Source organism: Streptomyces sp. NPDC048659, assembly GCF_040650575.1.
Lineage (GTDB): Bacteria > Actinomycetota > Actinomycetes > Streptomycetales > Streptomycetaceae > Streptomyces.
This window is the reverse complement of sequence record NZ_JBEZHM010000028.1, coordinates 34587-57843: the sequence shown is the minus strand read 5'-3', so window position 1 is coordinate 57843 and position 23257 is coordinate 34587. Positions and strand designations below refer to the sequence as shown.

Annotated in this window: 22 protein-coding genes; 9 read left to right on the top strand and 13 right to left on the bottom strand. The window is 72.0% G+C overall.

The features are described from left to right. Positions 1-64: 64 nt before the first annotated feature. Positions 65-685, bottom strand: coding sequence for a heme-copper oxidase subunit III (locus AB0C99_RS21835; RefSeq protein WP_362477358.1), 621 nt, complete (start codon positions 683-685; stop codon positions 65-67). Between the two features lie 198 nt (positions 686-883). Between AB0C99_RS21835 and AB0C99_RS21830 the strand changes: the two genes are divergently transcribed. Then, positions 884-1285 (top strand): hypothetical protein, encoded by a 402-nt coding sequence (locus AB0C99_RS21830; RefSeq protein ID WP_362477355.1) that lies wholly within the window; start codon positions 884-886, stop codon positions 1283-1285. A 12-nt stretch (positions 1286-1297) separates the two neighbouring features. On the opposite strand, the gene AB0C99_RS21825 is transcribed toward AB0C99_RS21830, so the two are convergent. The 4 genes from AB0C99_RS21825 to coxB all read right to left on the bottom strand — a co-directional run bounded on the left by AB0C99_RS21825 (position 1298) and on the right by coxB (position 5725). Continuing rightward, complete coding sequence (locus AB0C99_RS21825; RefSeq protein WP_362477352.1) at positions 1298-2554, bottom strand: Ig-like domain-containing protein; 1257 nt, start codon at positions 2552-2554, stop codon at positions 1298-1300. A 119-nt stretch (positions 2555-2673) separates the two neighbouring features. Beyond that, positions 2674-3072 (bottom strand): cytochrome c oxidase subunit 4, encoded by a 399-nt coding sequence (locus AB0C99_RS21820; protein ID WP_362477350.1) that lies wholly within the window; start codon positions 3070-3072, stop codon positions 2674-2676. After that, positions 3069-4802 (bottom strand): cytochrome c oxidase subunit I, encoded by a 1734-nt coding sequence (ctaD, locus tag AB0C99_RS21815; RefSeq protein ID WP_362477347.1) that lies wholly within the window; start codon positions 4800-4802, stop codon positions 3069-3071. Before ctaD ends, AB0C99_RS21820 begins: the two co-directional genes overlap by 4 nt. After that, positions 4799-5725 carry a cytochrome c oxidase subunit II gene (gene coxB, locus AB0C99_RS21810; RefSeq protein ID WP_362477475.1) on the bottom strand — a complete coding sequence of 309 codons (927 nt, stop codon included), beginning with the start codon at positions 5723-5725 and terminating at the stop codon, positions 4799-4801. Before coxB ends, ctaD begins: the two co-directional genes overlap by 4 nt. Before the next feature lie 382 nt (positions 5726-6107). Between coxB and AB0C99_RS21805 the strand changes: the two genes are divergently transcribed. Beyond that, the gene (locus AB0C99_RS21805; RefSeq protein WP_362477344.1) at positions 6108-7496 is read left to right on the top strand and encodes an aminotransferase class V-fold PLP-dependent enzyme; all 1389 of its coding nucleotides are present in this window, start codon (positions 6108-6110) and stop codon (positions 7494-7496) included. Positions 7497-7644: 148 nt separating this feature from the next. Here AB0C99_RS21805 and AB0C99_RS21800 read toward each other — a convergent pair whose 3' ends face one another. After that, positions 7645-8619 (bottom strand): carbohydrate kinase family protein, encoded by a 975-nt coding sequence (locus AB0C99_RS21800; RefSeq protein WP_362477342.1) that lies wholly within the window; start codon positions 8617-8619, stop codon positions 7645-7647. Between the two features lie 131 nt (positions 8620-8750). Between AB0C99_RS21800 and AB0C99_RS21795 the strand changes: the two genes are divergently transcribed. After that, a complete protein-coding gene (locus AB0C99_RS21795; RefSeq protein ID WP_362477339.1) occupies positions 8751-8957 on the top strand; it encodes a hypothetical protein in 207 nt (68 codons plus the stop codon). A gap of 106 nt (positions 8958-9063) precedes the next feature. Next, positions 9064-10524, top strand: coding sequence for a hypothetical protein (locus AB0C99_RS21790; RefSeq protein ID WP_362477336.1), 1461 nt, complete (start codon positions 9064-9066; stop codon positions 10522-10524). 74 nt (positions 10525-10598) lie between these two features. Here the strand turns inward: AB0C99_RS21790 and AB0C99_RS21785 are convergent, their stop codons facing one another. Continuing rightward, entirely contained in the window at positions 10599-10955 is a 357-nt protein-coding gene (locus AB0C99_RS21785; RefSeq protein ID WP_362477333.1) for an iron-sulfur cluster assembly accessory protein, read from the bottom strand. Positions 10956-11213: 258 nt separating this feature from the next. Between AB0C99_RS21785 and nadA the strand changes: the two genes are divergently transcribed. Next, positions 11214-12401 carry a quinolinate synthase NadA gene (nadA, locus tag AB0C99_RS21780; RefSeq protein ID WP_362477330.1) on the top strand — a complete coding sequence of 396 codons (1188 nt, stop codon included), beginning with the start codon at positions 11214-11216 and terminating at the stop codon, positions 12399-12401. Positions 12402-12485: 84 nt separating this feature from the next. Here nadA and AB0C99_RS21775 read toward each other — a convergent pair whose 3' ends face one another. The 5 genes from AB0C99_RS21775 to AB0C99_RS21755 all read right to left on the bottom strand — a co-directional run bounded on the left by AB0C99_RS21775 (position 12486) and on the right by AB0C99_RS21755 (position 18881). Then, positions 12486-15641 (bottom strand): efflux RND transporter permease subunit, encoded by a 3156-nt coding sequence (locus tag AB0C99_RS21775; protein WP_362477327.1) that lies wholly within the window; start codon positions 15639-15641, stop codon positions 12486-12488. 178 nt (positions 15642-15819) lie between these two features. Next, positions 15820-16509: a response regulator transcription factor gene (locus AB0C99_RS21770; RefSeq protein WP_362477324.1), complete on the bottom strand. Its 690-nt coding sequence runs from the start codon at positions 16507-16509 to the stop codon at positions 15820-15822. Next, positions 16506-17732 (bottom strand): sensor histidine kinase, encoded by a 1227-nt coding sequence (locus AB0C99_RS21765; RefSeq protein ID WP_362477321.1) that lies wholly within the window; start codon positions 17730-17732, stop codon positions 16506-16508. Before AB0C99_RS21765 ends, AB0C99_RS21770 begins: the two co-directional genes overlap by 4 nt. A 64-nt stretch (positions 17733-17796) precedes the next feature. Next, a complete protein-coding gene (locus AB0C99_RS21760; protein ID WP_362477318.1) occupies positions 17797-18075 on the bottom strand; it encodes a hypothetical protein in 279 nt (92 codons plus the stop codon). An 11-nt stretch (positions 18076-18086) separates the two neighbouring features. Next, positions 18087-18881: a PspA/IM30 family protein gene (locus tag AB0C99_RS21755; protein ID WP_362477315.1), complete on the bottom strand. Its 795-nt coding sequence runs from the start codon at positions 18879-18881 to the stop codon at positions 18087-18089. Between the two features lie 250 nt (positions 18882-19131). Here AB0C99_RS21755 and AB0C99_RS21750 point away from each other — a divergent pair, with 250 nt between their 5' ends. Beyond that, positions 19132-19734, top strand: a complete 603-nt coding sequence (locus AB0C99_RS21750) for a DUF3043 domain-containing protein (protein ID WP_362477312.1) — start codon at positions 19132-19134, stop codon at positions 19732-19734. Positions 19735-19751: 17 nt separating this feature from the next. After that, a complete protein-coding gene (locus AB0C99_RS21745; protein ID WP_362477473.1) occupies positions 19752-20525 on the top strand; it encodes a methyltransferase domain-containing protein in 774 nt (257 codons plus the stop codon). 88 nt (positions 20526-20613) lie between these two features. Here the strand turns inward: AB0C99_RS21745 and AB0C99_RS21740 are convergent, their stop codons facing one another. After that, positions 20614-20820, bottom strand: a complete 207-nt coding sequence (locus AB0C99_RS21740; RefSeq protein ID WP_362477309.1) for a hypothetical protein — start codon at positions 20818-20820, stop codon at positions 20614-20616. A gap of 80 nt (positions 20821-20900) precedes the next feature. Between AB0C99_RS21740 and AB0C99_RS21735 the strand changes: the two genes are divergently transcribed. Both AB0C99_RS21735 and cobT read left to right on the top strand, forming a co-directional pair. Next, positions 20901-22103 carry a bifunctional adenosylcobinamide kinase/adenosylcobinamide-phosphate guanylyltransferase gene (locus tag AB0C99_RS21735; protein ID WP_362477306.1) on the top strand — a complete coding sequence of 401 codons (1203 nt, stop codon included), beginning with the start codon at positions 20901-20903 and terminating at the stop codon, positions 22101-22103. Positions 22104-22183: 80 nt separating this feature from the next. Then, positions 22184-23245, top strand: a complete 1062-nt coding sequence (gene cobT / locus AB0C99_RS21730) for a nicotinate-nucleotide--dimethylbenzimidazole phosphoribosyltransferase (protein ID WP_362477304.1) — start codon at positions 22184-22186, stop codon at positions 23243-23245. The last annotated feature ends 12 nt before the right edge of the window (positions 23246-23257 follow it).

Below are 23257 nucleotides of genomic sequence, written 5' to 3'. Positions count from 1 at the left end.
GGTGTCAGGATCTTCTGCGTCGATCTTGCTGGATGTGTGGCCCGCCGGGAGCGGCGGAGCCCGATTACTTGATCAAGTAGATCGTGGCGAAGAGGCCGATCCAGACGACATCGACGAAGTGCCAGTAGTAGGACACGACGATGGCGGCGGTTGCCTGCTCGTGGGTGAACCTCTTGGCGGCGTACGTCCGGCCCAGGACCAGCAGGAAGGCGATGAGACCGCCCGTCACGTGCAGGCCGTGGAAGCCGGTGGTCAGGTAGAACACCGTGCCGTACGGGTCGGAGGAGAGGGAGAGTCCCTCTTCCTTGACCAGCTCGGTGTACTCGAAGACCTGGCCGCCGATGAAGATCGCGCCCATCACGAACGTGATGATGAACCACGACCGGAGCTTCTTCACGTCGCCCCGCTCCGCGGCGAAGACGCCGAGCTGGCAGGTGAGTGAGGAGAGCACCAGGATCGTGGTGTTCGTCGCCGAGAACGGGAGGTTCAAGGCCGAAGCCTTTTCCGCCCAGTACTCGGCGCCCATCACGGATCGCAGGGTGAAGTACATCGCGAAGAGGGCCGCGAAGAACATCAGCTCGGAGCTCAACCAGATGATGGTTCCGACGCTGGTGAGGTTCGGTCGATTGACCGACGGGTGCGCGTGCCCGGTTTCTACTGTCGTTACTGTCGCCACGACCGACATTATGTCGGTCGCTTATCCCGCCCTCACTCCGGGGGGTGCCGTTCGGAGTGTCCGGGGCGCGTGTCCAGCCCGAACGGCCCATCGGAAGCGCCTTCCGGCACCCTTCGAACAGGTGTTGAACGGGTGTTGACGGGGTGTGGAGCGGAGTAGCATCCGCGCAACGACCGACCACCCTCACGCCACCTTCACGGAGGAACGATGCAGTCGAGCGCCACGGTCCTGGTCTACAGCGACGACGCGAACACCCGCGCGCAGGTCCGCCTGGCGGCGGGCCGCAGGCCGGCGGCCGATGTTCCCCCGGTCGAGTTCGTCGAGTGCGCGACGCTGCCCGCCCTGTTGACGGCCCTGGACCAGGGCGGGATCGACGTGTGCGTGCTGGACGGCGAGGCGGTCCCGGCGGGCGGCATGGGGGTGTGCCGGCAGATCAAGGACGAGGTCTTCCGCTGCCCGCCCGTGCTGCTGCTGATCGGGCGCCCCCAGGACGCCTGGCTGGCCACCTGGAGCCGCGCGGACGCCGCGGTCACCCTTCCGGTGGAACCGGTCGGGTTCGCGGCGTCCCTGGCCGCCCTGCTGCGCACGCGGCTCGCCGTCGGCGCCTGAGGGCCCTCGGCCCTACAGGGAGGGCCTGAGCCGGGCCTTGGCGTCCATGGTGGCGGCCGGATCCGCGGAGTCCGCCACCAGGGCGCTGCCCTTGCGCCACTTGTCCCAGTCCAGGTTCCAGTCGCCGAAGCCGTTGCCGAACGGGTCCATCATCTCGCCCTCGCTGTTGACGACGCGGACGATGTCACCCGGACGGACGTTCTCGTAGAACCAGGCGGCGTTCCCGGTGGACATGCCGACGCAGCCGTGGCTGACGTTCTCGACACCCTGGGAGCCCACGGACCACGGGGCGGCGTGCACGTACTCGCCGCTCCAGGTGACCCGGGTCGCGTAGTAGACCGGCAGGTCGTACGAGTCGGAGCTGCCCTCCGAGATGCCGATGCTGGTCCCCCGCATCCGGACGTAGTACTCCTTACCGAGCACCACTTTGATCCCGTTTCGGGTGGAGTAGCCCGGTTTTCCGGTGGTCACCGGAATGGTGTTGATCACTTCTCCGTTGCGCCGCACCGTCATGTAGTGCGAGTCGGCGTCCGCGACCGCCTCGATCCGGTCGCCGATGGTGAGCTTCAGCGGCTTGGAGGCGCCGCCGTAGAGCTTGTCGCCGACCTTGAGCCCGTCCAGGTTGCCGGTGGCGGTGACCACGGCGCCGGTGGGCCAGTACTCCTTGGGGCGGAAGTGCAGCTTCTTGTCGTCCACCCAGTACCAGGAGCCGTCCACGGAGGGCGTGGAGCGGACCTTGAGGGCCCGTTCGACGACCGCGCGGGCCGCCTTGTCCTTGACCGGGACGCTGAGATCGGCGGTGATCGGCTGCCCGACGCCGTAGGTGCCCGCCTCCGGCCCGAATTCGACGGTCAGGGCCCGTTTGGCCGGAGCCGTCTCGAAAGTGAACGTACGGGCCCCAGGAGCGCCGTCGCCGTCCTCGGTGGCCACCTGGACCGTGTAGCGGGCGCCGGCCGCCAGCGCGGCCGTGGAGCGCCATCTGCGCCCGTCCGCGGTGAGCTCGCCGGCCAGGTGGTGGCCGGAGTCGTCCAGGGCGGTCACGTCGGTGATCCGGCCCTCGTCGTCCTTGGCGGTGATCTCCAGCGGCTTCTCGGGGTCGGCCTTCTTGCCCCCGGCGGGGGTGTTGGTCGCGATCTCGTCCGCCGCGTCGTAGGGCTTCGCCGACAGCGGATGGGCGCCCGAGCCGGCGCACGCGGTGGCGCCCGCGGTGACGGTGAGGGCCAGCAGGGTGCAGCTCAGAACAGTCCGAATGCGCGGCGTGTCGTTCATGACCTCACGGTAAGAACGTTTTCCCGCCCCGGCGCGCCGAGCATGGCAAACGAGGGGCCCGGTCACTTCGTCGGACGAAGTGACCGGGCCCCTCGGGGTGTTACCGGGTACCGCGGGCGCTACTGGTTCTGGTTCTCACCGCGGTAGAACTCGAAGACCCAGCCGAAGATGCCGACCAGGATCACCGGGGCGGAGAAGTACAGCAGCCACCAGCCCATCGCGATGGACAGGAAGGCGAGCGCGCCGCCGATGGCCAGCGCGAGCGGCTGCCAGCTGTGGGGGGCGAAGAAGCCCACCTCGCCGGCCTCGTCCGCGACGTCGGCCTCCTTGTCGTCCTGCGCCATGGCGTCGACCCGCTTGGCCGTGAAGGCCAGGTAGTAGCCGATCATGGCGCAGAGGCCGAACGTCAGGAACAGCGCCGTCGTGCCGACCGGCTCCTTCGACCACACGCCATAGAGGATCGCCATGGCGAGGACGAAGACGCTCAGCCAGATGAACATCTTGCCCTGGATCTTCACTTGCCGGTCTCCTTGCCGCCGGTGAGCGCCGCCACCTCGTGACCCTTGTTCTCGAGCTGGTCGAGAGCGGAGATCTCAGGGTGGTGCAGGTCGAACGCCGGGGATTCGGAACGGATCCGCGGCAGGGTGAGGAAGTTGTGCCGCGGCGGCGGGCAGGACGTCGCCCATTCGAGCGAACGGCCGTAGCCCCACGGGTCGTCGACCTCGACCTTCTTGCCGTACTTGGCGGTCTTCCACACGTTGTAGAAGAACGGCAGCATCGACAGGCCGAGCAGGAAGGACGAGATCGTCGAGATCGTGTTCAGGGCCGTGAACCCGTCGGCGTCCAGGTAGTCCGCGTAACGACGCGGCATGCCCTCGGCGCCCAGCCAGTGCTGGACCAGGAAGGTGCCGTGGAAGCCCACGAACAGCGTCCAGAAGGTCATCTTGCCGAGCCGCTCGTCGAGCATCTTGCCGGTGAACTTCGGCCACCAGAAGTGGAAGCCGGAGAACATCGCGAAGACCACGGTGCCGAAGATGACGTAGTGGAAGTGCGCGACGACGAAGTACGAGTCGGAGACGTGGAAGTCCATCGGGGGCGAGGCCAGGATGACGCCGGTCAGACCACCGAAGGTGAAGGTGATCAGGAAGCCGACGGCCCAGAGCATCGGGGTCTCGAAGGACAGTGAGCCCTTCCACATCGTTCCGATCCAGTTGAAGAACTTCACGCCGGTCGGTACGGCGATGAGGAACGTCATGAAGGAGAAGAACGGGAGGAGCACGCCTCCGGTGACGTACATGTGGTGGGCCCACACGGTCACGGAGAGACCGGCGATCGCGATGGTCGCGGCCACCAGACCGATGTAGCCGAACATCGGCTTGCGGCTGAAGACCGGGATGACCTCGGAGATGATGCCGAAGAAGGGCAAGGCGATGATGTACACCTCTGGGTGTCCGAAGAACCAGAAGAGGTGTTGCCAGAGCAGCGCTCCGCCGTTGGCCGCGTCGAAGACGTGGGCACCGAACTTGCGGTCCGCCTCCAGGGCGAACAGCGCCGCCGCCAGCACCGGGAAGGCGAGCAGGACCAGGACACCGGTCAGCAGCACGTTCCAGGTGAAGATCGGCATACGGAACATCGTCATGCCCGGAGCGCGCATGCAGATGATCGTGGTGATGAAGTTGACCGAGCCGAGGATCGTGCCGAAGCCGGAGAAGGCCAGACCCATGATCCACATGTCGGCGCCGACACCCGGCGAGCGGACGGCGTCCGACAGCGGGGAGTAGGCGAACCAGCCGAAGTCCGCCGCACCCTGCGGGGTGAGGAAGCCGGCCACGGCGATGATCGAGCCGAAGAGGTACAGCCAGTACGCGAACATGTTCAGCCGCGGGAACGCCACGTCGGGCGCGCCGATCTGCAGCGGCATGATCCAGTTCGCGAAGCCCGCGAAGAGCGGGGTGGCGAACATCAGCAGCATGATCGTGCCATGCATGGTGAACGCCTGGTTGAACTGCTCGTTCGACATGATCTGCGTGCCCGGACGGGCAAGCTCGGCGCGCATGAAGAGCGCCATCAGACCGCCGATGATGAAGAACACGAACGACGTCACCAGGTACATGGTGCCGATCGTCTTGTGGTCGGTGGTGGTAAGCCACTTCACCACGACATTGCCGGGCTGCTTGCGGCGGACCGGGAGCTCGTTCTCGTACGAGTCCTCAGCCGCTGCCCCGTGGGGTTCGTTGAGAATGCTCACAGCTTGTTCGTCTCCGCATTCCGAGCCGGGTCCGTCTGCTCAATGCCGGACGGGATGTAGCCGGTCTGCCCCTTCTCCGCCAGCTCCTTCAGGTGCTGCTGGTAGCGCTCCGGAGAGACCACCTTGACGTTGAAGAGCATCCGGGAGTGGTCGACACCGCACAGCTCGGCGCACTTGCCGAGGAACGTGCCCTCCTGGGTCGGAGTGACCTCGAAGGCGTTGGTGTGACCCGGGATGACGTCCTGCTTCATGAGGAAGGGGACCACCCAGAAGGAGTGGATGACGTCACGGGAGGTCAGGACGAACCGGACCTTCTCGCCCTTGGGCAGCCACAGGGTCGGGCCCGGGTTGCCGGTCTGCGGGTTCCGGGTACCGGGGATGCCGGCGTCGTAGACGCCGCCCGCGTTCGCGGGGAACGCTTCCTTGTACTTGTCCGGAATGGCCGCGAGGTTCTTGTCCGTCTTGGCGTCGCCCTTCACACCGGGCACGTCCTCGACGTAGTTGAAGCCCCAGCTCCACTGGTAACCGACCACGTTCACGGTGTGGGCCGGCTTCGGGGAGAGCTCGAGGAGCTTCGACTCGTCGCGCGCGGTGAAGTAGAAGAGCACCGAGACGATGATGAGCGGGGTGACCGTGTACAGCGCCTCGATGGGCATGTTGTACCGGGTCTGCGGAGGTACCTCCACCTTGGTGCGGCTGCGCCGGTGGAAGATGGTGGCCCACAGGATCAGGCCCCACACCAGCACGCCCGTGATGAGCGCTGCCGCCCACGAACCCTGCCAGAGGGAGAGGATCCGAGGGGCCTCCTCCGTCACCGGAGTGGGCATGCCAAGGCGGGGGAAGTCTTCCCAGTTGTACGAGCAGCCGGTGGCTGTCGCCAGGATCAGGCCCGCAGTCAGCACCTGCGGCAGCTTCCGCCGCATCGGGCGCCGCGACGCGGGGGTACCGCCCGCGCCTTTCGGGCTGCGGGGGAGGTCGGAGCCGTTGGGACTCACGTAGCGCCTTCCCGAGAGTCTCGGCCCGCGTTGGTCGGCCACGGCCGTCCGTCTCGCTGGTCGGTCGCCGCCCCGGCCGCGGGCAGGGGTTTGGATGTTTATGCGGACCAAACCCTACTGGACGCTATTTGGGGTCGCGCGGGGAGGGTGCCCAACGCGCCGTCCGAGTCCCCGAAGGGGTGGAGTCCGGGGTTCCGGAGGCGGGTTCCGCAGGGCCGATCGGCCCTGTGGACGGTACATCTGACGGGGGCTAACCCGGTTGCCCCGGCCGTGGCGGACGGCGGCCGGACGGCGGGGTTAGCGTGGGCGGATGCCCTACTTCGACACCGCGTCCGCCGCCCCGCTGCACCCCGTCGCCCGCCAGGCGCTGCTCGCCTCCCTGGACGAGGGCTGGGCCGACCCGGCCCGGCTGCACCGGGAGGGGCGGCGGGCCCGGATGCTGCTGGACGCGGCCCGGGAGGCCGCCGCGGAGGCCGTGGGCTGCCGCCCGGACGAGCTCGTGTTCACTCCTTCGGGGACGCGCGCTGTTCACGCGGGGGTCTCCGGGGCGCTCGCCGGGCGCCGGCGGGTCGGCGACCGGCTGGTGGTGTCGGCGGTCGAGCACTCCTGCGTGCTGCACGCCGGGGAGGCCCACGCGGCGGCCGGCGGCTCGGTGGCCGAGGTCCCGGTGGGGCGCTCGGGCGCGGTGGACCCGGAGGTCTTCGCGGCGGCGCTGGACGCCCGTACCGCCCTGGCGTGTCTCCAGTCGGCCAACCACGAGGTGGGCACCGAGCAGCCGGTGGCCGAGGTCGCGGCGGCCTGCCGGGCGGCCGGGGTGCCGCTGCTGGTGGACGCGGCGCAGTCGCTGGGCTGGGCCCCGGTCCCGGAGGGCTGGTCGCTGCTGGCGGCGAGCGCGCACAAGTGGGGCGGCCCGGCCGGGGTCGGACTGCTCGCGGTGCGCAAGGGGGTCCGGTTCGCCCCGCAGGGCCCGGCGGACGAGCGGGAGTCGGGGCGGGCGCCGGGCTTCGAGAACCTGCCGGCGATCGTGGCGGCGGCGGCCTCGCTGCGCGCGGTGCGGGCGGAGGCGGCGGCCGAGGCGGCGCGGCTGCGGGGGCTGGTGGACCGGATCCGGGCGCGGGTGCCGGAGCTGGTGCCGGGCGTGGAGGTGGTGGGCGATCCGGTGCGGCGGCTGCCGCACCTGGTGACCTTCTCCTGTCTCTATGTCGACGGGGAGGCGCTGCTGCACGAGCTGGACCGGGAGGGTTTCTCCGTTTCGTCCGGTTCGTCGTGTACGAGCTCGACGCTGACGCCCAGCCACGTGCTGCGCGCCATGGGGGTGCTGAGCGAGGGGAACGTACGGGTGTCGCTGCCCGCGGGCACCTCCGCGGAGGAGGTGGACCGTTTCCTCGCGGTGCTGCCGGGCGCGGTCGCCGCGCTGCGGGACCGGTCCGGGGCCTTTGGCCCCCCGGCGGCGGCCGTCGCGCCCGCGCCCGGCACGCTGCTGGTGGACGCGCTCGGCAGGCGCTGCCCGATCCCGGTGATCGAGCTGGCGAAGGTCTTCGGCTCGGTGCCGGTGGGCGGCACGGTGACGGTCCTGTCGGACGACGAGGCGGCGCGGCTCGACATCCCGGCCTGGTGCGAGATGCGCGGGCAGGAATACGTGGGCGAGGAGCCCTCGCCGAAGGGCGGCACGGCGTACGTGGTGCGGCGGCTGTCCTGACGGACTGAGGGACTGACGGGCTGAGGAACTGACGGGCTGACGGGCTGACGGGCTGACCGGCCGGGAGACGCCGGAGCCCCGGTCCGCGCCGTACGGGCGGCGGGCCGGGGCTCCGGGGGGGGCCTGGTGGGGCCCGGTGGGGCAGGGGTCAGGCGAGGTGCGCCTGGACCTCGGCGGCGGCCTCGTCGCCGTACGCCTTGGTGAAGCGGTCCATGAAGTTGGCGCGGCGCAGGGTGTACTCCTGGGTGCCCAGGGTCTCGATCACCAGGGTGGCGAGCATGCAGCCGACCTGGGCGGCGCGCTCCAGGCCGACGCCCCAGCCCAGACCGGTGAGGAAGCCGGCGCGGAAGGCGTCGCCGACGCCGGTCGGGTCGACCTTGGCGTCCTCCTCCGGGCAGCCGACCTCGATGACCGGCTCGCCGACGCGCTCGATGCGCACGCCGCGGGAGCCGAGGGTGGTGACCCGGTGGCCGACGCGCTCCAGGATCTCCTGCTCGGTCCAGCCGGTCTTGGACTCGATGAGGCCCTTCTCGTACTCGTTGGAGAAGAGGTAGGTGGCCCCGTCGAGGAGGGTGCGGATCTCCTCGCCGTCCATGCGGGCGATCTGCTGCGAGAAGTCGGCCGCGAAGGGGATCCCGCGGTCGCGGCACTCCTCGGTGTGGCGCAGCATCGCCTCGGGGTCGTCGGCGCCGATCAGGACCAGGTCGAGGCCGCCGACGCGGTCGGCGACGGCCTTCAGCTCGATCAGGCGCGCCTCGCTCATGGCGCCGGTGTAGAAGGAGCCGATCTGGTTGTGGTCGCTGTCCGTGGTGCAGACGAACCGGGCGGTGTGCAGGACCTCGGAGATGCGCACCGAGCCGGTGTCGACGCCGTGGCGGTCGAGCCAGGCGCGGTACTCGTCGAAGTCGTAGCCCGCCGCGCCGACCAGGATCGGGCTGCCGCCGAGCTGGCCCATGCCGAAGCAGATGTTGGGGCCGACGCCGCCGCGCCGGATGTCGAGGTTGTCGACGAGGAAGGACAGGGAGACCGTGTGGAGCTGGTCCGCCACGAGCTGGTCGGCGAACCGGCCCGGGAAGGTCATGAGGTGATCGGTGGCGATGGAGCCGGAGACTGCGATACGCACGGCTGGACGCTCCTGCGGTAAGGACGGCGATGACAGTTCACGCTACCGGGTGCGCGGGGCGTTGCCGAACAGCGGAAACTACCCCAGAGTAGGTCTTTTCTCCGAAGTGGTGGCCTGCGTACGGTGCGGCCATGACCCAGTACCCCGCTCCTCGTGAGCCCCAGGAGTCCGAGTTCAGCCTCGCGCAGCTGTGCGGGGACGGTGCGCGGATGGCCCCGCACTGGGCGGCCCCGGCCGTGCCGCAGGCCGCGCCGGTCTCCCCCGCGCTCATCCACGGCGTCGAGGTGCCGGCCGCCTCGGCCCGGCTGATCGCCGCGACCGCCGAGTACGGGGGCTGACGGAACCGTTCGCCCGCCGCTCCCGTCCCAGGGGTGTCCTTCCCTGGGACGACACGGATGACGCCGTCAGTGAATCTGCCGGTGAATCTGTCAGAAGGAGCGTGCGGTGAGCAGTACGGAGAACCGGTCCCGCAAGCGCGGCCCGCTCCTCGTCGCCTCGGTGGCGGCGGGGGTGCTGCTGGCCGGCGGCGGGGGCGTCTACTACGCGGCCACGGCCGCCGGCGGGTCCGGCGGCGACGCGAAGGCGGTGGCGCCCGGCGCCCCGCCGGTGCTGAGGCTGGACCAGGGCTCCGACGGCGGCCCCGGGATCGCGCCGGGCGAGCCGGACCCGGGCGGCGGCGCGGGCGGGACGGTCTACCGGGCCGCGGGCGCCCTGCCCCGGGGGCCCGCGGAGGCGGCGGTGTACCGGCCCGAGGGGCGGATCACGGCGGCGGAGGTGACCCGGCTCGCGAAGGCACTAGGCCTCGCGGGCACCCCGCGCCTGGTGGGCGAGGTGTGGCGGCTGGCCCCGGACCGGGACGAGTCCGGGCCCCGGCTGGACGTGTCGGCGCTGGCGCCCGGGAGCTGGACGTACAGCTGGTCCCAGGGCGGCCCGGTGGGCGACACCTGCCTGAAGGGCAAGGCGTGTCCGCCGCCCGGGGAGGCCGTGGCCCCGCGGGGTGGCAGCCCGGTGAGCGAGGCGGCGGCGAAGGCGGCGGCGGCACCGGTGCTCAAGGCGGCCGGCCAGGACGGCGCCAAGCTGGACGCGCGGCAGCTGATGAACGGCTCGGTGCGGGTGGTCAACGCGGACCCGGTGGTGGGCGGCCTGCCGACGTACGGCTGGTCGACCGGGGTGCACGTGGGTCCGGACGGTGCGCTGGTGGCCGGGAGCGGGCGGCTGCGGGAGCCGGCGGCGGGTGACGCGTATCCGGTGATCGGGGCGCGGCAGGCGCTGGACGAGCTGAACGAGGCCGCGAAGGGGACCGGACCGGTCGGGATCGGCGGCTGCGCGACCGATCCCCCGGCGGGCGCGGCGGAGCCCCGGTCGGGGGCGGCGGAGCCGCAGGGCGAGCGTCCTGCGGCTCCGTGCCGGACCTCGGCGGGCCCGGCGGAGCCGACGGTGGTGACGGTGACCGGGGCGCGGTTCGGGCTGGCGGCGCAGTACGTGGACGGGGCGCAGGTGCTGGTGCCGGCGTGGCTGTTCGAGGCGCGGGGGGCGGCGGGCTCGGCCCCGTTCACGGTGGTGCGGACGGCGGTGGACGCGCGCTATCTGGCGCCGTCGGCGAAGCCCTCCCCCGGGCCCGGCACGGGGACGGCGCCGGCCCGGCTGGTCACCTCGTTCACGGCGGACCCGACGGCGCGGAAGCTGACGGTGAACTTCTCGGGCGGGGTGTGCAGCACGTACACGGTGACGGCGGAGGAGACGCCGGAGCGGGTCCTGGTGCGGATCGCGGAGCGGGCGACGGACCCGGACCGGGTGTGCATCGCGGTGGCGGTGGAGATCACGCGCTCGGTGGCCCTGGAGCAGCCGCTGGGCGGGCGTCCGGTGGTGGACGCGGCGAGCGGGCAGCCGGTGCCCCGGGGCTGAGCGGGAACGCGGGAGGGCGGCACCCGGTGCGGGTGCCGCCCTCTCGTACGCGGTGGCTCAGCGGCCCGCCGGGCTTAGCTGAAGCTGTCGCCGCAGGCGCAGGAGCCCGTGGCGTTGGGGTTGTCGATCGTGAAGCCCTGCTTCTCGATGGTGTCGACGAAGTCGATGGAGGCGCCGCCGAGGTAGGGGGCGCTCATGCGGTCGGTGACGACCTTGACGCCGTCGAAGTCCTTCACGACGTCGCCGTCGAGCGAGCGCTCGTCGAAGAAGAGCTGGTAACGCAGGCCGGAGCAGCCGCCGGGCTGAACGGCGACGCGCAGCGCGAGGTCGTCGCGGCCTTCCTGGTCGAGGAGGGCCCTGACCTTCCCTGCGGCGGCGTCGGACAGGAGGATGCCGTCGCTGACAGTGGTCTTCTCGTCCGATACGGACATCTGCTTCTCTCCCGGGTGGGTACGGAGACTGCTTGCCGACGGTTGCAACCGGCGGGGCCGCGGATTCATTCCGGGCCGAGGCGCGTCTTTCCCTTTCATGCTCGCACACCTGGTGGGGAAGGCGGGGCGCGGCGAATTCGTCACATCGACACTATGGCCATCGTCAAAGTGACGTGAACCGGTTATGATAGATAGCGTCATTTAGACGAAAAGACCCTCCGAGGCGGACCTCGGGGGCTCAACGCAGAAGTAGAAAGGGTGCGTGACGTGACCACCGCCCAGCCCCTGGACGTCCAGCCGACGCCGCTCGCCCTGCTGCTCCTCGGCCGCGAGGCCGACCCGAAGAGCGAGCGCGGCGTGGAGTGCCCCGGCGACCTGCCGTCGCCCTCCGACCCGGACCTGGTGGAGCGTGCCCGCGCCGCCAAGGAGAAGCTCGGGGACAAGGTCTTCGTCCTCGGGCACCACTACCAGCGCGACGAGGTCATCCAGTTCGCCGACGTCACCGGTGACTCCTTCAAGCTGGCCCGCGACGCCGCCGCCCGGCCGGAGGCCGAGTACATCGTCTTCTGCGGTGTGCACTTCATGGCCGAGTCGGCCGACATCCTGACCTCGGACGAGCAGAAGGTCGTGCTCCCGGACCTGGCCGCCGGCTGCTCGATGGCCGACATGGCCACCGCCGAGCAGGTCGCGGAGTGCTGGGACGTGCTGACCGAGGCGGGCATAGCCGAGCAGGTCGTGCCCGTCTCGTACATGAACTCCTCCGCCGACATCAAGGCGTTCACCGGCAAGCACGGCGGCACCATCTGCACCTCCTCCAACGCGAAGAAGGCCCTGGACTGGGCCTTCGCGCAGGGCGAGAAGGTCCTCTTCCTGCCGGACCAGCACCTGGGCCGCAACACCGCCGTCCGCGACATGGGCATGTCCCTGGACGACTGTGTGCTCTACAACCCGCACAAGCCCAACGGCGGCCTGACCGCCGAGGAGCTGCGGAACGCGAAGATGATCCTGTGGCGCGGGCACTGCTCGGTGCACGGGCGCTTCTCGCTGGAGTCGGTCGAGGACGTCCGCGCCCGGATCCCCGGCGTCAACGTGCTGGTCCACCCGGAGTGCCGCCACGAGGTCGTCGCCGCCGCGGACTACGTGGGCTCGACCGAGTACATCATCAAGGCCCTGGAGGCGGCCCCGGCCGGCTCCAAGTGGGCGATCGGCACCGAGCTGAACCTGGTCCGGCGGCTGGCGAACCGGTTCGCCGCCGAGGACAAGGAGATCGTCTTCCTCGACAAGACGGTCTGCTTCTGCTCGACCATGAACCGCATCGACCTGCCGCACCTGGTGTGGACCCTGGAGTCGCTGGCCGAGGGCAAGCTGGTCAACCAGATCCGGGTCGACCGGGAGACCGAGGCGTTCGCCAAGCTGGCGCTGGAGCGGATGCTGGCTCTGCCGTAACGATTCCCCATCGGCGAAGCAGAGGGGCGCCCCGCGTGATCGCGGGGCGCCCCTTTCCGTGCGTGACGGGCGTGACGGGCCGGATCAGAGGTCCAGCGCGTCCATCAGCGTCGCGTCCGCCGGGCCGACGTCGGGCTGCTCGGCGTTGGCCGTCGCGTCGTCCTCCTCGCGCTTCTTCGCCTTCTTCGCCGCCTTCTTCGCCGCGCGGCGCTCCTTGCGGAGCTCCACCATCGCGTAGAGCGTCGGCACCAGCAGCAGGGTGAGCAGCGTCGAGCTGATCAGGCCGCCGATGACGACCACGGCCAGCGGCTGGGCGATGAAGCCGCCCTGGCCGGTGATGCCGAGGGCCATCGGGAGCAGGGCGAAGATCGTCGCCAGGGCGGTCATCAGGATCGGGCGCAGCCGGTGCCGGCCGCCCTCGACGACCGCCTCGACGACGCCGAGGCCCTGGGCCCGGTACTGGTTGATCAGGTCGATCAGGACGATCGCGTTGGTCACCACGATGCCGATGAGCATCAGCATGCCGATGAGCGCGGGGACGCCCATCGCGGTGCCGGTGAGCACCAGCAGGCCGAGCGCGCCGGTCGCCGCGAACGGGATGGAGACCAGCAGGATCAGCGGCTGGATCAGCGAGCGGAAGGTCGCGACCAGCAGCATGAAGACGATCGCGACGGCGGCGAGCATCGCCAGGAACAGGTTGACGAAGGCGTCGGACTGGTCCTCGGAGACGCCGCCGATGGTGGCGGTCGCGCCGGCCGGCAGCTTCAGCCCGTCGAGCTTGGACTGGAGCGCGGCGCTGACCGCGCCGGTGTTGTCGCCGACCGGGGTGGCGGTGACGGTGGCCGCGCGGGCACCGTCGATCCGGGTCTTGGAGACCGGGCCCGGGACCAGCTCGACCGTGGCGACGTCACCGAGCTTCACCGGGCCGAGGGGCAGCGCCTTCAGCTCGGCGAGGGTGGTGGCCGGCTTGGCCGAGGTGATGAGGACGTCCCGCTCGGTGTCGTCGAGGATCGCCTTGCCGGACGGGGTGCCGTGCACCGCCTGGCCGACGATCATGCCGAGGGTGGTCGCGTCGAAGCCGAAGTCGGCGGCCTTGGCGTTGGGCCGGACGGAGATCCGGGGGACGGACTGCGAGAGGTCGCTCTGCACGTCGGTGACGTCCTTGAGCTCCCCGACCGCGGTCTTCACCTGGTCGGCGGCGGCCTTGAGGACCGCCGGGTCGGCGGCCTTGACCACGACGCTCAGGTCCTGGCTGCCGAAGGCGGCGCCGGCCGAGATGGTGGTGTCGCCGATGCCGTCCAGCTTCGCGAGCGCGGCCTCCACGCTGTCGTGGACCTTGCCGTACGAGGCGGAGTCCACGAGGGCGACCTGGTAGGTGGCCTGGTTGGCGCCGGTGCCGCCGCCGAAGGCCGCCATGAAGCCGGAGGAGCCGACGGTGACCTGGTAGTCCTTGACGCCCTCGGTGTCCCCGAGGATCTTCTCGACCTTCTTGGCGGCCTCGTCGGCCGCGGCCAGGCTGGTGCCGGGCGCCAGCTCCTGGCGGACCGTCAGGACCTCCTGCTCGCCCTGGTCGAAGAAGTTGGTCTTCAGCAGCGGGGTCATGCCGAAGGTGACCACGAGGACCGCCACGGCGATGCCCACGCTGGTGAGGCGGCGCCGGGTGGCGAACCGCAGCACCGGCACGTACAGGCGCTGGAGCCGGCTCCTGTTCTCCTTCTCCTCGGCGAGGCGGCGGGCCTCCTCCTGGTCCTCGGAGGTGCCCTTGGGGGCGCGCAGGAACCAGTACGAGAGGACCGGGACGACCGTCAGCGAGACCAGCAGCGAGGCCAGCAGGGCCGCGGTGACGGTCAGCGAGAAGGAGCCGAAGAGCTGGCCGATCATGCCGCCGGTCAGGCCGATCGGCAGGAAGACGGCGACGGTGGTGAGGGTGGAGGAGGTGACGGCGCCGGCCACCTCGCGGACCGCGGTGAGGATCGCGGTCTCGCGCTCCTCGCCGTACCCGAGGTGCCGCTTGATGTTCTCCAGGACCACGATCGAGTCGTCGACGACCCGGCCGATGGCGATGGTGAGCGCGCCGAGGGTGAGCATGTTCAGGGAGAGGTCGCGGGTCCACAGCACGATGAGCGCGAGGACGACCGAGAGCGGGATGGAGACCGCGGTGACCAGGGTGGAGCGGATCGAGGTCAGGAAGACCAGGATCACCAGGACGGCCATGACCAGGCCGAGCATCCCCTCGGTGGTGAGGCCGGAGATGGACTTGGCGACGGCCGGGCCCTGGTCGGAGACGACGGTCAGCTCGGCGCCGGAGCCGAGGTCCTGGCGCAGCTTCGGCAGCTTGTCCTTGACCGCGTCCGAGATGCCGACGGCGCTGCCGTCCTGGTCCATCGTGGCGTAGACGGCGAGGCTGGGCTTGCCGTTGGTGCGGGTGAGGGAGACCCGCGGGGACTCCTCCTGCTTGACGGTGGCCACGTCGCCGAGGCGGACCGCGCCGCCCCGCTCGGGCTTGATCCGCAGGTCCTGGAGCTGCTGGAGCGAGGTGAAGCCGCCGCCGACCTGGACGGTGCGGCTCTTGCCGTCCTCGGAGAAGGCGCCGGCCGGGAGGGTGGCGCCGCCGTTGCGGACCGCCTCGGCCAGCTTCATGGTGTTCAGGCCCGCCTTGGCCAGCTTCGCCGGGTCGGGGGTGATGGAGACCTGGAGGTCCTGGACGCCCGAGACGGTGACCTGGCCGACGCCGTCGATGCCCTCCAGGGCGGGCACGACGGTCCGCTCCAGCTGGTCGGCGAGCGCCTGCGGGTCCTTGTCCGAGGAGACGGCGAGGACCACGGTCGGCATGTCGTCGGTGGAGCCCGCGATGACCTGCGGGTCCACCGCGTCGGGGAGCTGGGAGCGGACCCGGTTGACGGCCTGCTGGACGTCGGCGACGAGCTGCTTGGTCGACTCGTCGCCGTAGTCGAAGCTGGCCATGATGACCGCGCTGCCCTCGGAGGCGGTCGAGGTGACGCCCTTGATGCCGTCGACGGCCTTCAGGGAGTTCTCGATCGGCTCGACGACCTGCTTCTCGACCACGTCGGGAGAGGCGCCCTGGTAGGGGGCGATGACCGAGACCATCGGGAACTCGATCGACGGGAACAGCTGCTGCTTGAGCTGCGGGATCGCTATCGCCCCGAAGAGCAGGGCGACGAGGGACATCAGGCCGATCAGGGCCCGTTGCTTGAGGCTGAATCTGGACAGCCAGGACATGCGGTCTCACTTCCGTGGCGTACTCGGCAGGCGGCCGGCCACCCCCGGGGAGCGCCGTCCGGGCACCGCCAGGGGTGCCCGGATACACGATCAGCCATGGGGCGGGCCGGATCCTCGCCCCCCGGGCCCAATTCCTTATCCCGCGCATACCGCGTCTGGAGTACGCCGGGGCCCGCTCTCACTCCACCCGTGGACGTACGAGGCCCGATTCGTACGCGGTGACGACCAGTTGGGCGCGGTCGCGGGCGCCGAGCTTGGCCATGGTCCGGTTCACATGGGTCTTGACGGTGAGCGGGCTGACGTCGAGCCGCTCGGCGATCTCGTCGTTGGAGTGGCCGCCCGCGACGAGGACCAGCACCTCGCGCTCGCGGGCGGTCAGCGCCGCCAGCCGGGCGGAGCGGCCGGGGCCCGGGGCGTCCTCCGGCTCCGCGCCGCCGCCCTGCGCGAGGAAGCGGGCGATCAGGCCCTTGGTCGCCGCCGGGGACAGCAGGGCGTCGCCGGCCGCCGCGATCCGGATGGCGCCCAGCAGCTCCTCCGGTTCGGCGCCCTTGCCGAGGAAGCCGGAGGCCCCGGCGCGCAGCGAGCGCACCACGTACTCGTCGACCTCGAAGGTGGTGAGCATGACGATCCGTACGGCGGACAGCTCCGGGTCCGCGGTGATCATGCGGGTGGCGGTCAGCCCGTCGGTGCCCGGCATCCGGATGTCCATCAGGACCACGTCGGCGCGCTCGGAGCGGGCCAGCGCGACCGCGGCGGCCCCGTCGGCGGCCTCGGCGACCACCTCCATGTCCGGCTCGGAGTCCACCAGCACCCGGAAGGCGCTGCGCAGCAGTGCCTGGTCGTCGGCGAGCAGTACCCGGATGGTCACGCTTCCTCCCCGCTGTCGGCGTTCACCGGAAGTATCGCCTGGACCCGGAAGCCGCCCCCGTAGCGGGGCTCGGCGGTGAGTGTGCCGCCGAGCGCGGTCACCCGCTCCCGCATCCCGAGCAGCCCGTGCCCGACCCGGCCGGCCGGGTCGGCGGGGGGCTGCGGCGGGCCGTCGTCCAGGACGGTGACCTCCACCGTGCGGCCGACCCGGACGACGCTGACCTCGGCGCGGGCCTCGGGCCCGGCGTGCTTGCGCACGTTGGTGAGCGCCTCCTGGACGATCCGGTACGCGGCGAGGTCGACGGCGGCGGGCAGGGCGGTGGCGGCGCCGGTGCGGGCCAGCTCCACGGGCAGCCCGGCGTTGCGGAAGGTGGCCAGCAGGTCGTCGAGGACGGCGAGGCCCGCGACCGGCTCGGTGGGGGCCTCCGGGTCGCCGGACTGGCGCAGCAGCCCGACCGTGGCGCGCAGCTCGTCGAGGGCGGAGCGGCTGGCGGCGCGGACGTGCCCGAGGGCCTCCTTGGCCTGGTCGGGGCGCTTGTCCATGACGTGCGCGGCGACCCCGGCCTGCACGTTGACCAGGGCGATGTGGTGGGCGACGACGTCGTGCAGGTCGCGGGCGATCCGCAGCCGCTCCTCGGCGACCCGGCGGCGGGCCTCCTCCTCGCGGGTGCGCTCGGCCCGCTCGGCCCGCTCCCGGATGGCGTCCACGAAGGCGCGGCGGCTGCGCACGGCGTCCCCGGCCGCCGCGGCCATCCCGGTCCAGGCGAAGACGCCCAGGTTCTCCTGCGCGTACCAGGGGGTGCGGCCGAAGAGCATCGCGGAGGCGGTGAGCGCGCCCATGGTGGCGAGGCCGAGCCGCCAGGTGGTGGGGCGGTCGGTGCGGGCGGCGACGGTGTAGAGCGCGACGACGGCGCTCATGGTGACGGGCGCGGGCCGGGCGTCGCCGACCAGTTCGACCAGGGCGAGGACGGTGGTGACGGCCAGCACCGGGATGGGCCGGCGGCGGCGCAGCACGAGCGCGGCGGCGCCCAGCACCATGAGCACGAGGCCCTCGGTGGTGGGCGCGCGGGTGCCGAAGGTGGGGCCGTCGGGGCCGTGCGGGTCGGTGAAGGAGCTGATGACCATGGCCACCAGCACCAGCAGCGCGAGGCCCGCGTCGAAGACCAGGGGGTGGGTGCGCTGGCTCGCGCGGGCGCGGGCGAAGAGGGTGGCGTCGGTCGTCACAGCAGGAAACGGTACGGCGCCGCCGGGCCGGAACGCGTGTCCCGGCCCGGATTTCCGGACACCCTCAGCCCGGGATCAGGCCGTCGTCGGAGAGCATGGCGCGGACCTCGTCGAGGCTCGCGTCAGGCGCCGGGAGGATCAGCTCGGACGGTTCGAGGGCGTCCGCGGCGAGCGGCTCGCCGAGCCGCCGCACCGCGTCGAGGAGGCCGCCGAGGGTGCGCCGGAAGCCTTCCTCGTCCCCCGCCTCCATCTCTTCCAGCAGCTCGTCGTCGAGCGTGTTGAGCTCGGCGAAGTGGCTGTCGGCCAGCTTCCACTGGCCCTCCCCCATGATCCGTACGATCATGACGTGCCGCCCTACTTCTCGAAGCGCGGGTGGGACTGCTGCGTCCGGTCCTGGGGGGCGGCGGCGCCGCCGCCCTCGATGGCCTGCTGCTGCGCCGACGGGCCGCCGGCCAGCTCCGCCTTCATCCGCTGGAGCTCCAGCTCGACGTCCGTGCCGCCGGACAGCCGGTCGAGCTCCGCCTGGATGTCGTCCTTGCCGAGACCGGACTGGTCGTCGAGCGCGCCCGAGGCGAGCAGCTCGTCGATCGCGCCGGCCCGCGCCTGGAGCTGGGCGGTCTTGTCCTCGGCCCGCTGGATCGCGAGGCCGACGTCGCTCATCTCCTCCGAGATGCCGGAGAAGGACTCGGCGATCCGGGTCTGCGCCTGGGCCGCCGTGTAGGTCGCCTTGATGGTCTCCTTCTTGGTGCGGAAGGCGTCGACCTTGGCCTGCAGGCGCTGCGCGGCGAGGGTGAGCTTCTCCTCCTCGCCCTGCAGCGTCTGGTGCTGCACCTCCAGGTCGCTGACCTGCTGCTGCAGCGCGGCGCGCCGGGACAGCGCCTCGCGCGCCAGGTCCTCGCGGCCGAGCGCCAGCGCCTTGCGGCCCTGGTCCTCCAGCTTGGCGGACTGGCCCTGCAGCTGGTTGAGCTGCAGTTCGAGGCGCTTGCGGGAGGTCGCGACGTCCGCGACGCCGCGGCGCACCTTCTGAAGCAGCTCCAGCTGCTTCTGGTACGAGTAATCGAGGGTCTCGCGCGGATCCTCGGCCCGGTCGAGGGCCTTGTTTGCCTTCGCGCGGAAGATCATCCCCATACGCTTCATGACACCGCTCATGGGCTTCGCGCGCCCCCTTCTGACGGACTGGGCTCCAGCTCTCCAACAGAAACCACAGTACGGTTCCTCTCTCCATTACCGCACTGTTCGGGACCCGATGTGCTCCTCCCCAAGGACGACTGACGATCATCCGGCCTCCCGCGCAGGGAGTACGAGGAACCCCGGTGTCCCCTGGCGGAGACGCTGTCCGTTAGCGGATCGTTCCCGCCGACGCTGGGGTCCATGCGCGGCAGCACGTACCCTTGGCCTTGTGTTCCGTAGCCGTTCGAAGGATGAGAAGGCCCCCACCGAGAAGGTGACGGCGGACCTCTCCAAGCAGCCCCGCGACCCCGAGGCCCCCAAGGGCCGCCCGACCCCGAAGCGGAGTGATGCCCAGTCGCAGCGCCGTCGCGCGCAGTCCGCGCCGCTGGACCGCAAGGAAGCCGCCAAGCGCCAGCGCGAGGCGCGCCGCACCGACATGGTCCGGCAGCGCGAGGCCCTGGCCAGCGGTGACGAGCGCTACCTGCCCGCTCGCGACAAGGGTCCGGTGCGCCGCTTCGTGCGCGACTTCGTCGACTCGCGCTTCGCGGTCGCCGAGTTCTTCCTGCCGATGGCCGTGGTGATCCTCGTGCTGTCGCTGTTCGGCAACAAGGCGCCGCAGCTCCAGACGATCTCGCTGCTGCTGTGGGCCGGTGTGATCGTGATGATCGTGATCGACTCGATCGGCATCGTCTTCCGGCTGCGCAAGCAGCTGAACGAGCGCTTCCCGAACGAGTCGAGGCGCGGCGCCGTCGCGTACGGCCTGATGCGCACCCTCCAGATGCGCCGACTTCGGCTGCCGAAGCCGCAGGTCAAGCGCGGAGAGCGGCCCTGAGCGCGGAAGCCCCCGGGCTGCCCGTCGTCGCTCACTGGCCGGTCGTTCCCGGCGGACTGCGTGACACCGTCCGCCAGGAGCTGATCGCCCGGCAGGTCGACGAGCAGATAGCCGGCCGCTACCCGGTGGGGCAGCGGCTGCGCATCCTGGACGCGGGCATGGGGCAGGGCACCCAGGCCCTGCGGCTGGCCCGCGCCGGGCACACGGTGACCGGTCTGGAGGCCGATCCCGAGCTGCTGAAGGCGGCGCGGGAGTCGCTGGCGACCGAGCCGGCCGGGATCCGCGAGCGGGTCCGGCTGATCGAGGGCGAGGGGCGCGAGACCGGGGTGCACTTCCTGCCCGGCAGCTTCGACGTCGTCCTCTGCCACGGCGTGCTGATGTACGCCGACGAGCCCGACGCGCTGCTGGCGGGGCTCGCCCGGATGCTGGCCCCCGGCGGGCTGCTGTCCCTGGTGGTCCGCAACGCGGAGGCGCTGGCCATGCGGCCGGGGCTGGCCGGGGACTGGTCGGGCGCGCTCGACGCCTTCGACTCGGACGTCTACACCGACCGCAACGGCACCAAGGTGCGGGCCGACCGGCTGGACGCGCTGACCGCGACCCTCGCCGGGATCGCGGCGCCGCTGCACGCCTGGTACGGGGTGCGGGTCTTCACCGACGGCATCCCCGGCGACGAGGGCCTGCCGGCCGCGGACGAGCTGGAGCGGCTGCTGGCCGCCGAGGACCGGGCCGGGCGGGCCGATCCGTACCGGCGCATCGCGGGACTGCTGCACCTCTGCGGCGTACGGGGCTGAGCGCCCCGGGTCGCGGGGTGCGGGCTCCTGGCCCGCACCCCGCCTTTCGCGTTTTCGGGGCCGGCCCGCTGCCGCCCCGCCCCGCTTCCTAGCCTTCGGCGTCGAGCGCCATCGGGCCGTAGATCTTCGCCCCGTCCTCGGAGAGCGTCACCTGGTCCGCGCCGCCGTCGAGCAGCTCGCGCCAGTTCTCACCGATCCAGGATTCCGCGTCGCCCTGGGTGGGGAACTCCTCCGGGGTCACCGCCGGTGCCACCTCGGTGCCGTCGGTCTTCTCGAACCGCCACGTCCATGCCATGCCAGCCTCCGGATGATCGGTTTCCTGCCCGCAGCGTAGCCGGGCGCGCACCGCTCGCGGTGACGCGGGAGGATCTGAGGGTGGAACTCACTCTGCTCGGCACCGGCGCGCCCCTCGGACTCCCCCGACCCGACTGTCCCTGCGCCGTGTGCGCGGTGTCCCGCGGGGAGCGGGCGCGGGCGGCGACCTCGCTGCTCGTGGACGGGGCGCTGCTGCTCGACCTGACGCCGGGGGCCGCGCTGGCCGCGGCCCGGTCGGGGCACTCGCTGGTCGGGGTGCGGCAGGTGCTGCTGACCCATCCGCACGACGGGCCCGCCGTGGAGCTGCCCGCCGGGCTGCCGACCGCGGGCCGGGTGCCGGACGGCCGGGAGCTGACGCTGATCAGCGGGCACCGGGTGCGGGCGGTGCCGATGGACGCGCCGGGCACCGGTTACGAGGTGACCTCGGCGGAGGGCGAGCGGCTGCTGTACCTGCCGCCGGGCGGGGCCGCGGCCGGGCTGCCGGACGACCACCGGCCGCCGTACGACATGGTGCTGGCGGACGTGACGGGCCGCCCCGACGCGCTGGCCCGGCTGCGGGCGGCCGGGGCGGTCGGGCCGAGCACCGACGTGATCGCCGTGCACCTGGACCACGACACGCCCGCCGGGCCGGAGCTGGACCGGCGGCTCGCGGCGGCGGGGGCGCGGGCGGTGCCGGACGGGACGACGCTGTACGTGGGCGAGTACCACGCGGTGCCGGACGTGCCGCGCCGGACGCTGGTGACGGGCGGGGCCCGGTCGGGGAAGTCGGTGGAGGCCGAGCGGCGCCTGGAGACCTTCCCCGAGGTGCTGTACGTGGCGACCGGCGGGACCCGCGAGGGCGACCCGGAGTGGGCGCAGCGGGTGGGGCTGCACCGGGACCGGCGGCCGGGCTCCTGGCGTACCGCCGAGACCACCGACCTGGTGCCGCTGCTGGCCGGGGAGGGCCCGGCGCTGCTGATCGACTGCCTGTCGCTGTGGCTGACGGACGCCATGGACCGGGTCGGGGCGTGGGACGACGAGCGGTGGGCCGCGGGCGGCCGGGAGGCGCTGGCGGCGCGGACGGCGGAGCTGGTGGCGGCGGTGCGGGCGACCGGGCGCACGGTGGTGGCGGTGACGAACGAGGTGGGTTCGGGGGTGGTGCCCGCGACGGCCTCGGGGCGCCGCTTCCGCGACGAGCTGGGGCGGCTGAACGCGGCCTTCGCCGACGAGTGCGAGCAGGTGCTGCTGGTGGTGGCGGGGCAGGCGCTGGTGCTGCGGGGGTAGCCGGTCCGGGGCCCCGGGTAGGGTTCGAACGTCCTGTGACCATGGCCACGAACGATCGACGTCCCTAGGCGGAACGAACCTTGAACCTCGACGACTTCTCCGATCTGATCGAGCGCCCCGACGGGGGGATCCGGCGTGACGCCGAGGAGCGCAGGGAGCGGCTGAGCGTGCGCCCCGGGGCGCTCGGGCGGCTGGACGAGCTGGGCGAGTGGCTGTCGGCGGCGCAGGGCGCGGTGCCGCCCCGCCCGGTGGAGCAGCCGAAGGTGCTGCTCTTCGCGGGCGACCACGGGGTGGCCGCGCTGGGCGTCTCCGGGCGGGCCGCGGGCGGCGGGCGGGCGCTGGTGCGCGCGGTGCTGGACGGGTCGAGCCCGGTGGCGGTGCTGGCGCGGGCGCAGGGCGTGCCGGTGCGGGTGGTGGACGCGGGCCTTGACTGCGATCCGGAGCTGCTGCCGGCCGAGGTGACCCGGCACCGGGTGCGGCGCGGCACGGGCCGGATCGACGTGGAGAACGCGCAGACCCTGGAGGAGACCCGCAAGGCCCTGGAGCTCGGCGTCGCGATCGCCGACGAGGAGGCCGACTCGGGCACCGACCTGGTGGTGCTCGGGGACCTGAGCGTGGGCGGCACGACCCCGGCGTCGACGCTGATCGCGGCGCTGTGCGGGACGGACGCCTCGGTGGTGACCGGCCGGGGCGGTGCCGGGATCGACGACCTGGCCTGGATGCGCAAGTGCGCGGCGGTGCGGGACGCGCTGCGCCGGGCGCGGCCCGTGCTGGGCGACCAGCTGGAGCTGCTGGCGGCGGTCGGCGGGCCGGACCTGGCGGCGACGGTCGGTTTCCTGCTCCAGTCCTCGGTGCGGCGGCTGCCGGTGATCCTGGACGGGGTGGTGGGCGCGGCCTGCGCGCTGGTGGCGCAGCGGGCGGCGTTCCGGGCGCCGGACTGGTGGCTGGCGGGGCAGGTGAGCGGGGAGCCGGCGCAGGCGAAGGCGCTGGACCGGATGTCGCTCAACCCTTTGCTCGATCACGGCGTCACTGTGGGCGAGGGAACCGGGGCACTGCTCGCTCTTCCCCTCGTCCGGGCCGCCGCCGCGCTGGCCGCGGAGCTGCCGGAGGTGACCACTCCGGTGGTGGACGAGGTGGTCTGAGCCGGGTGACGC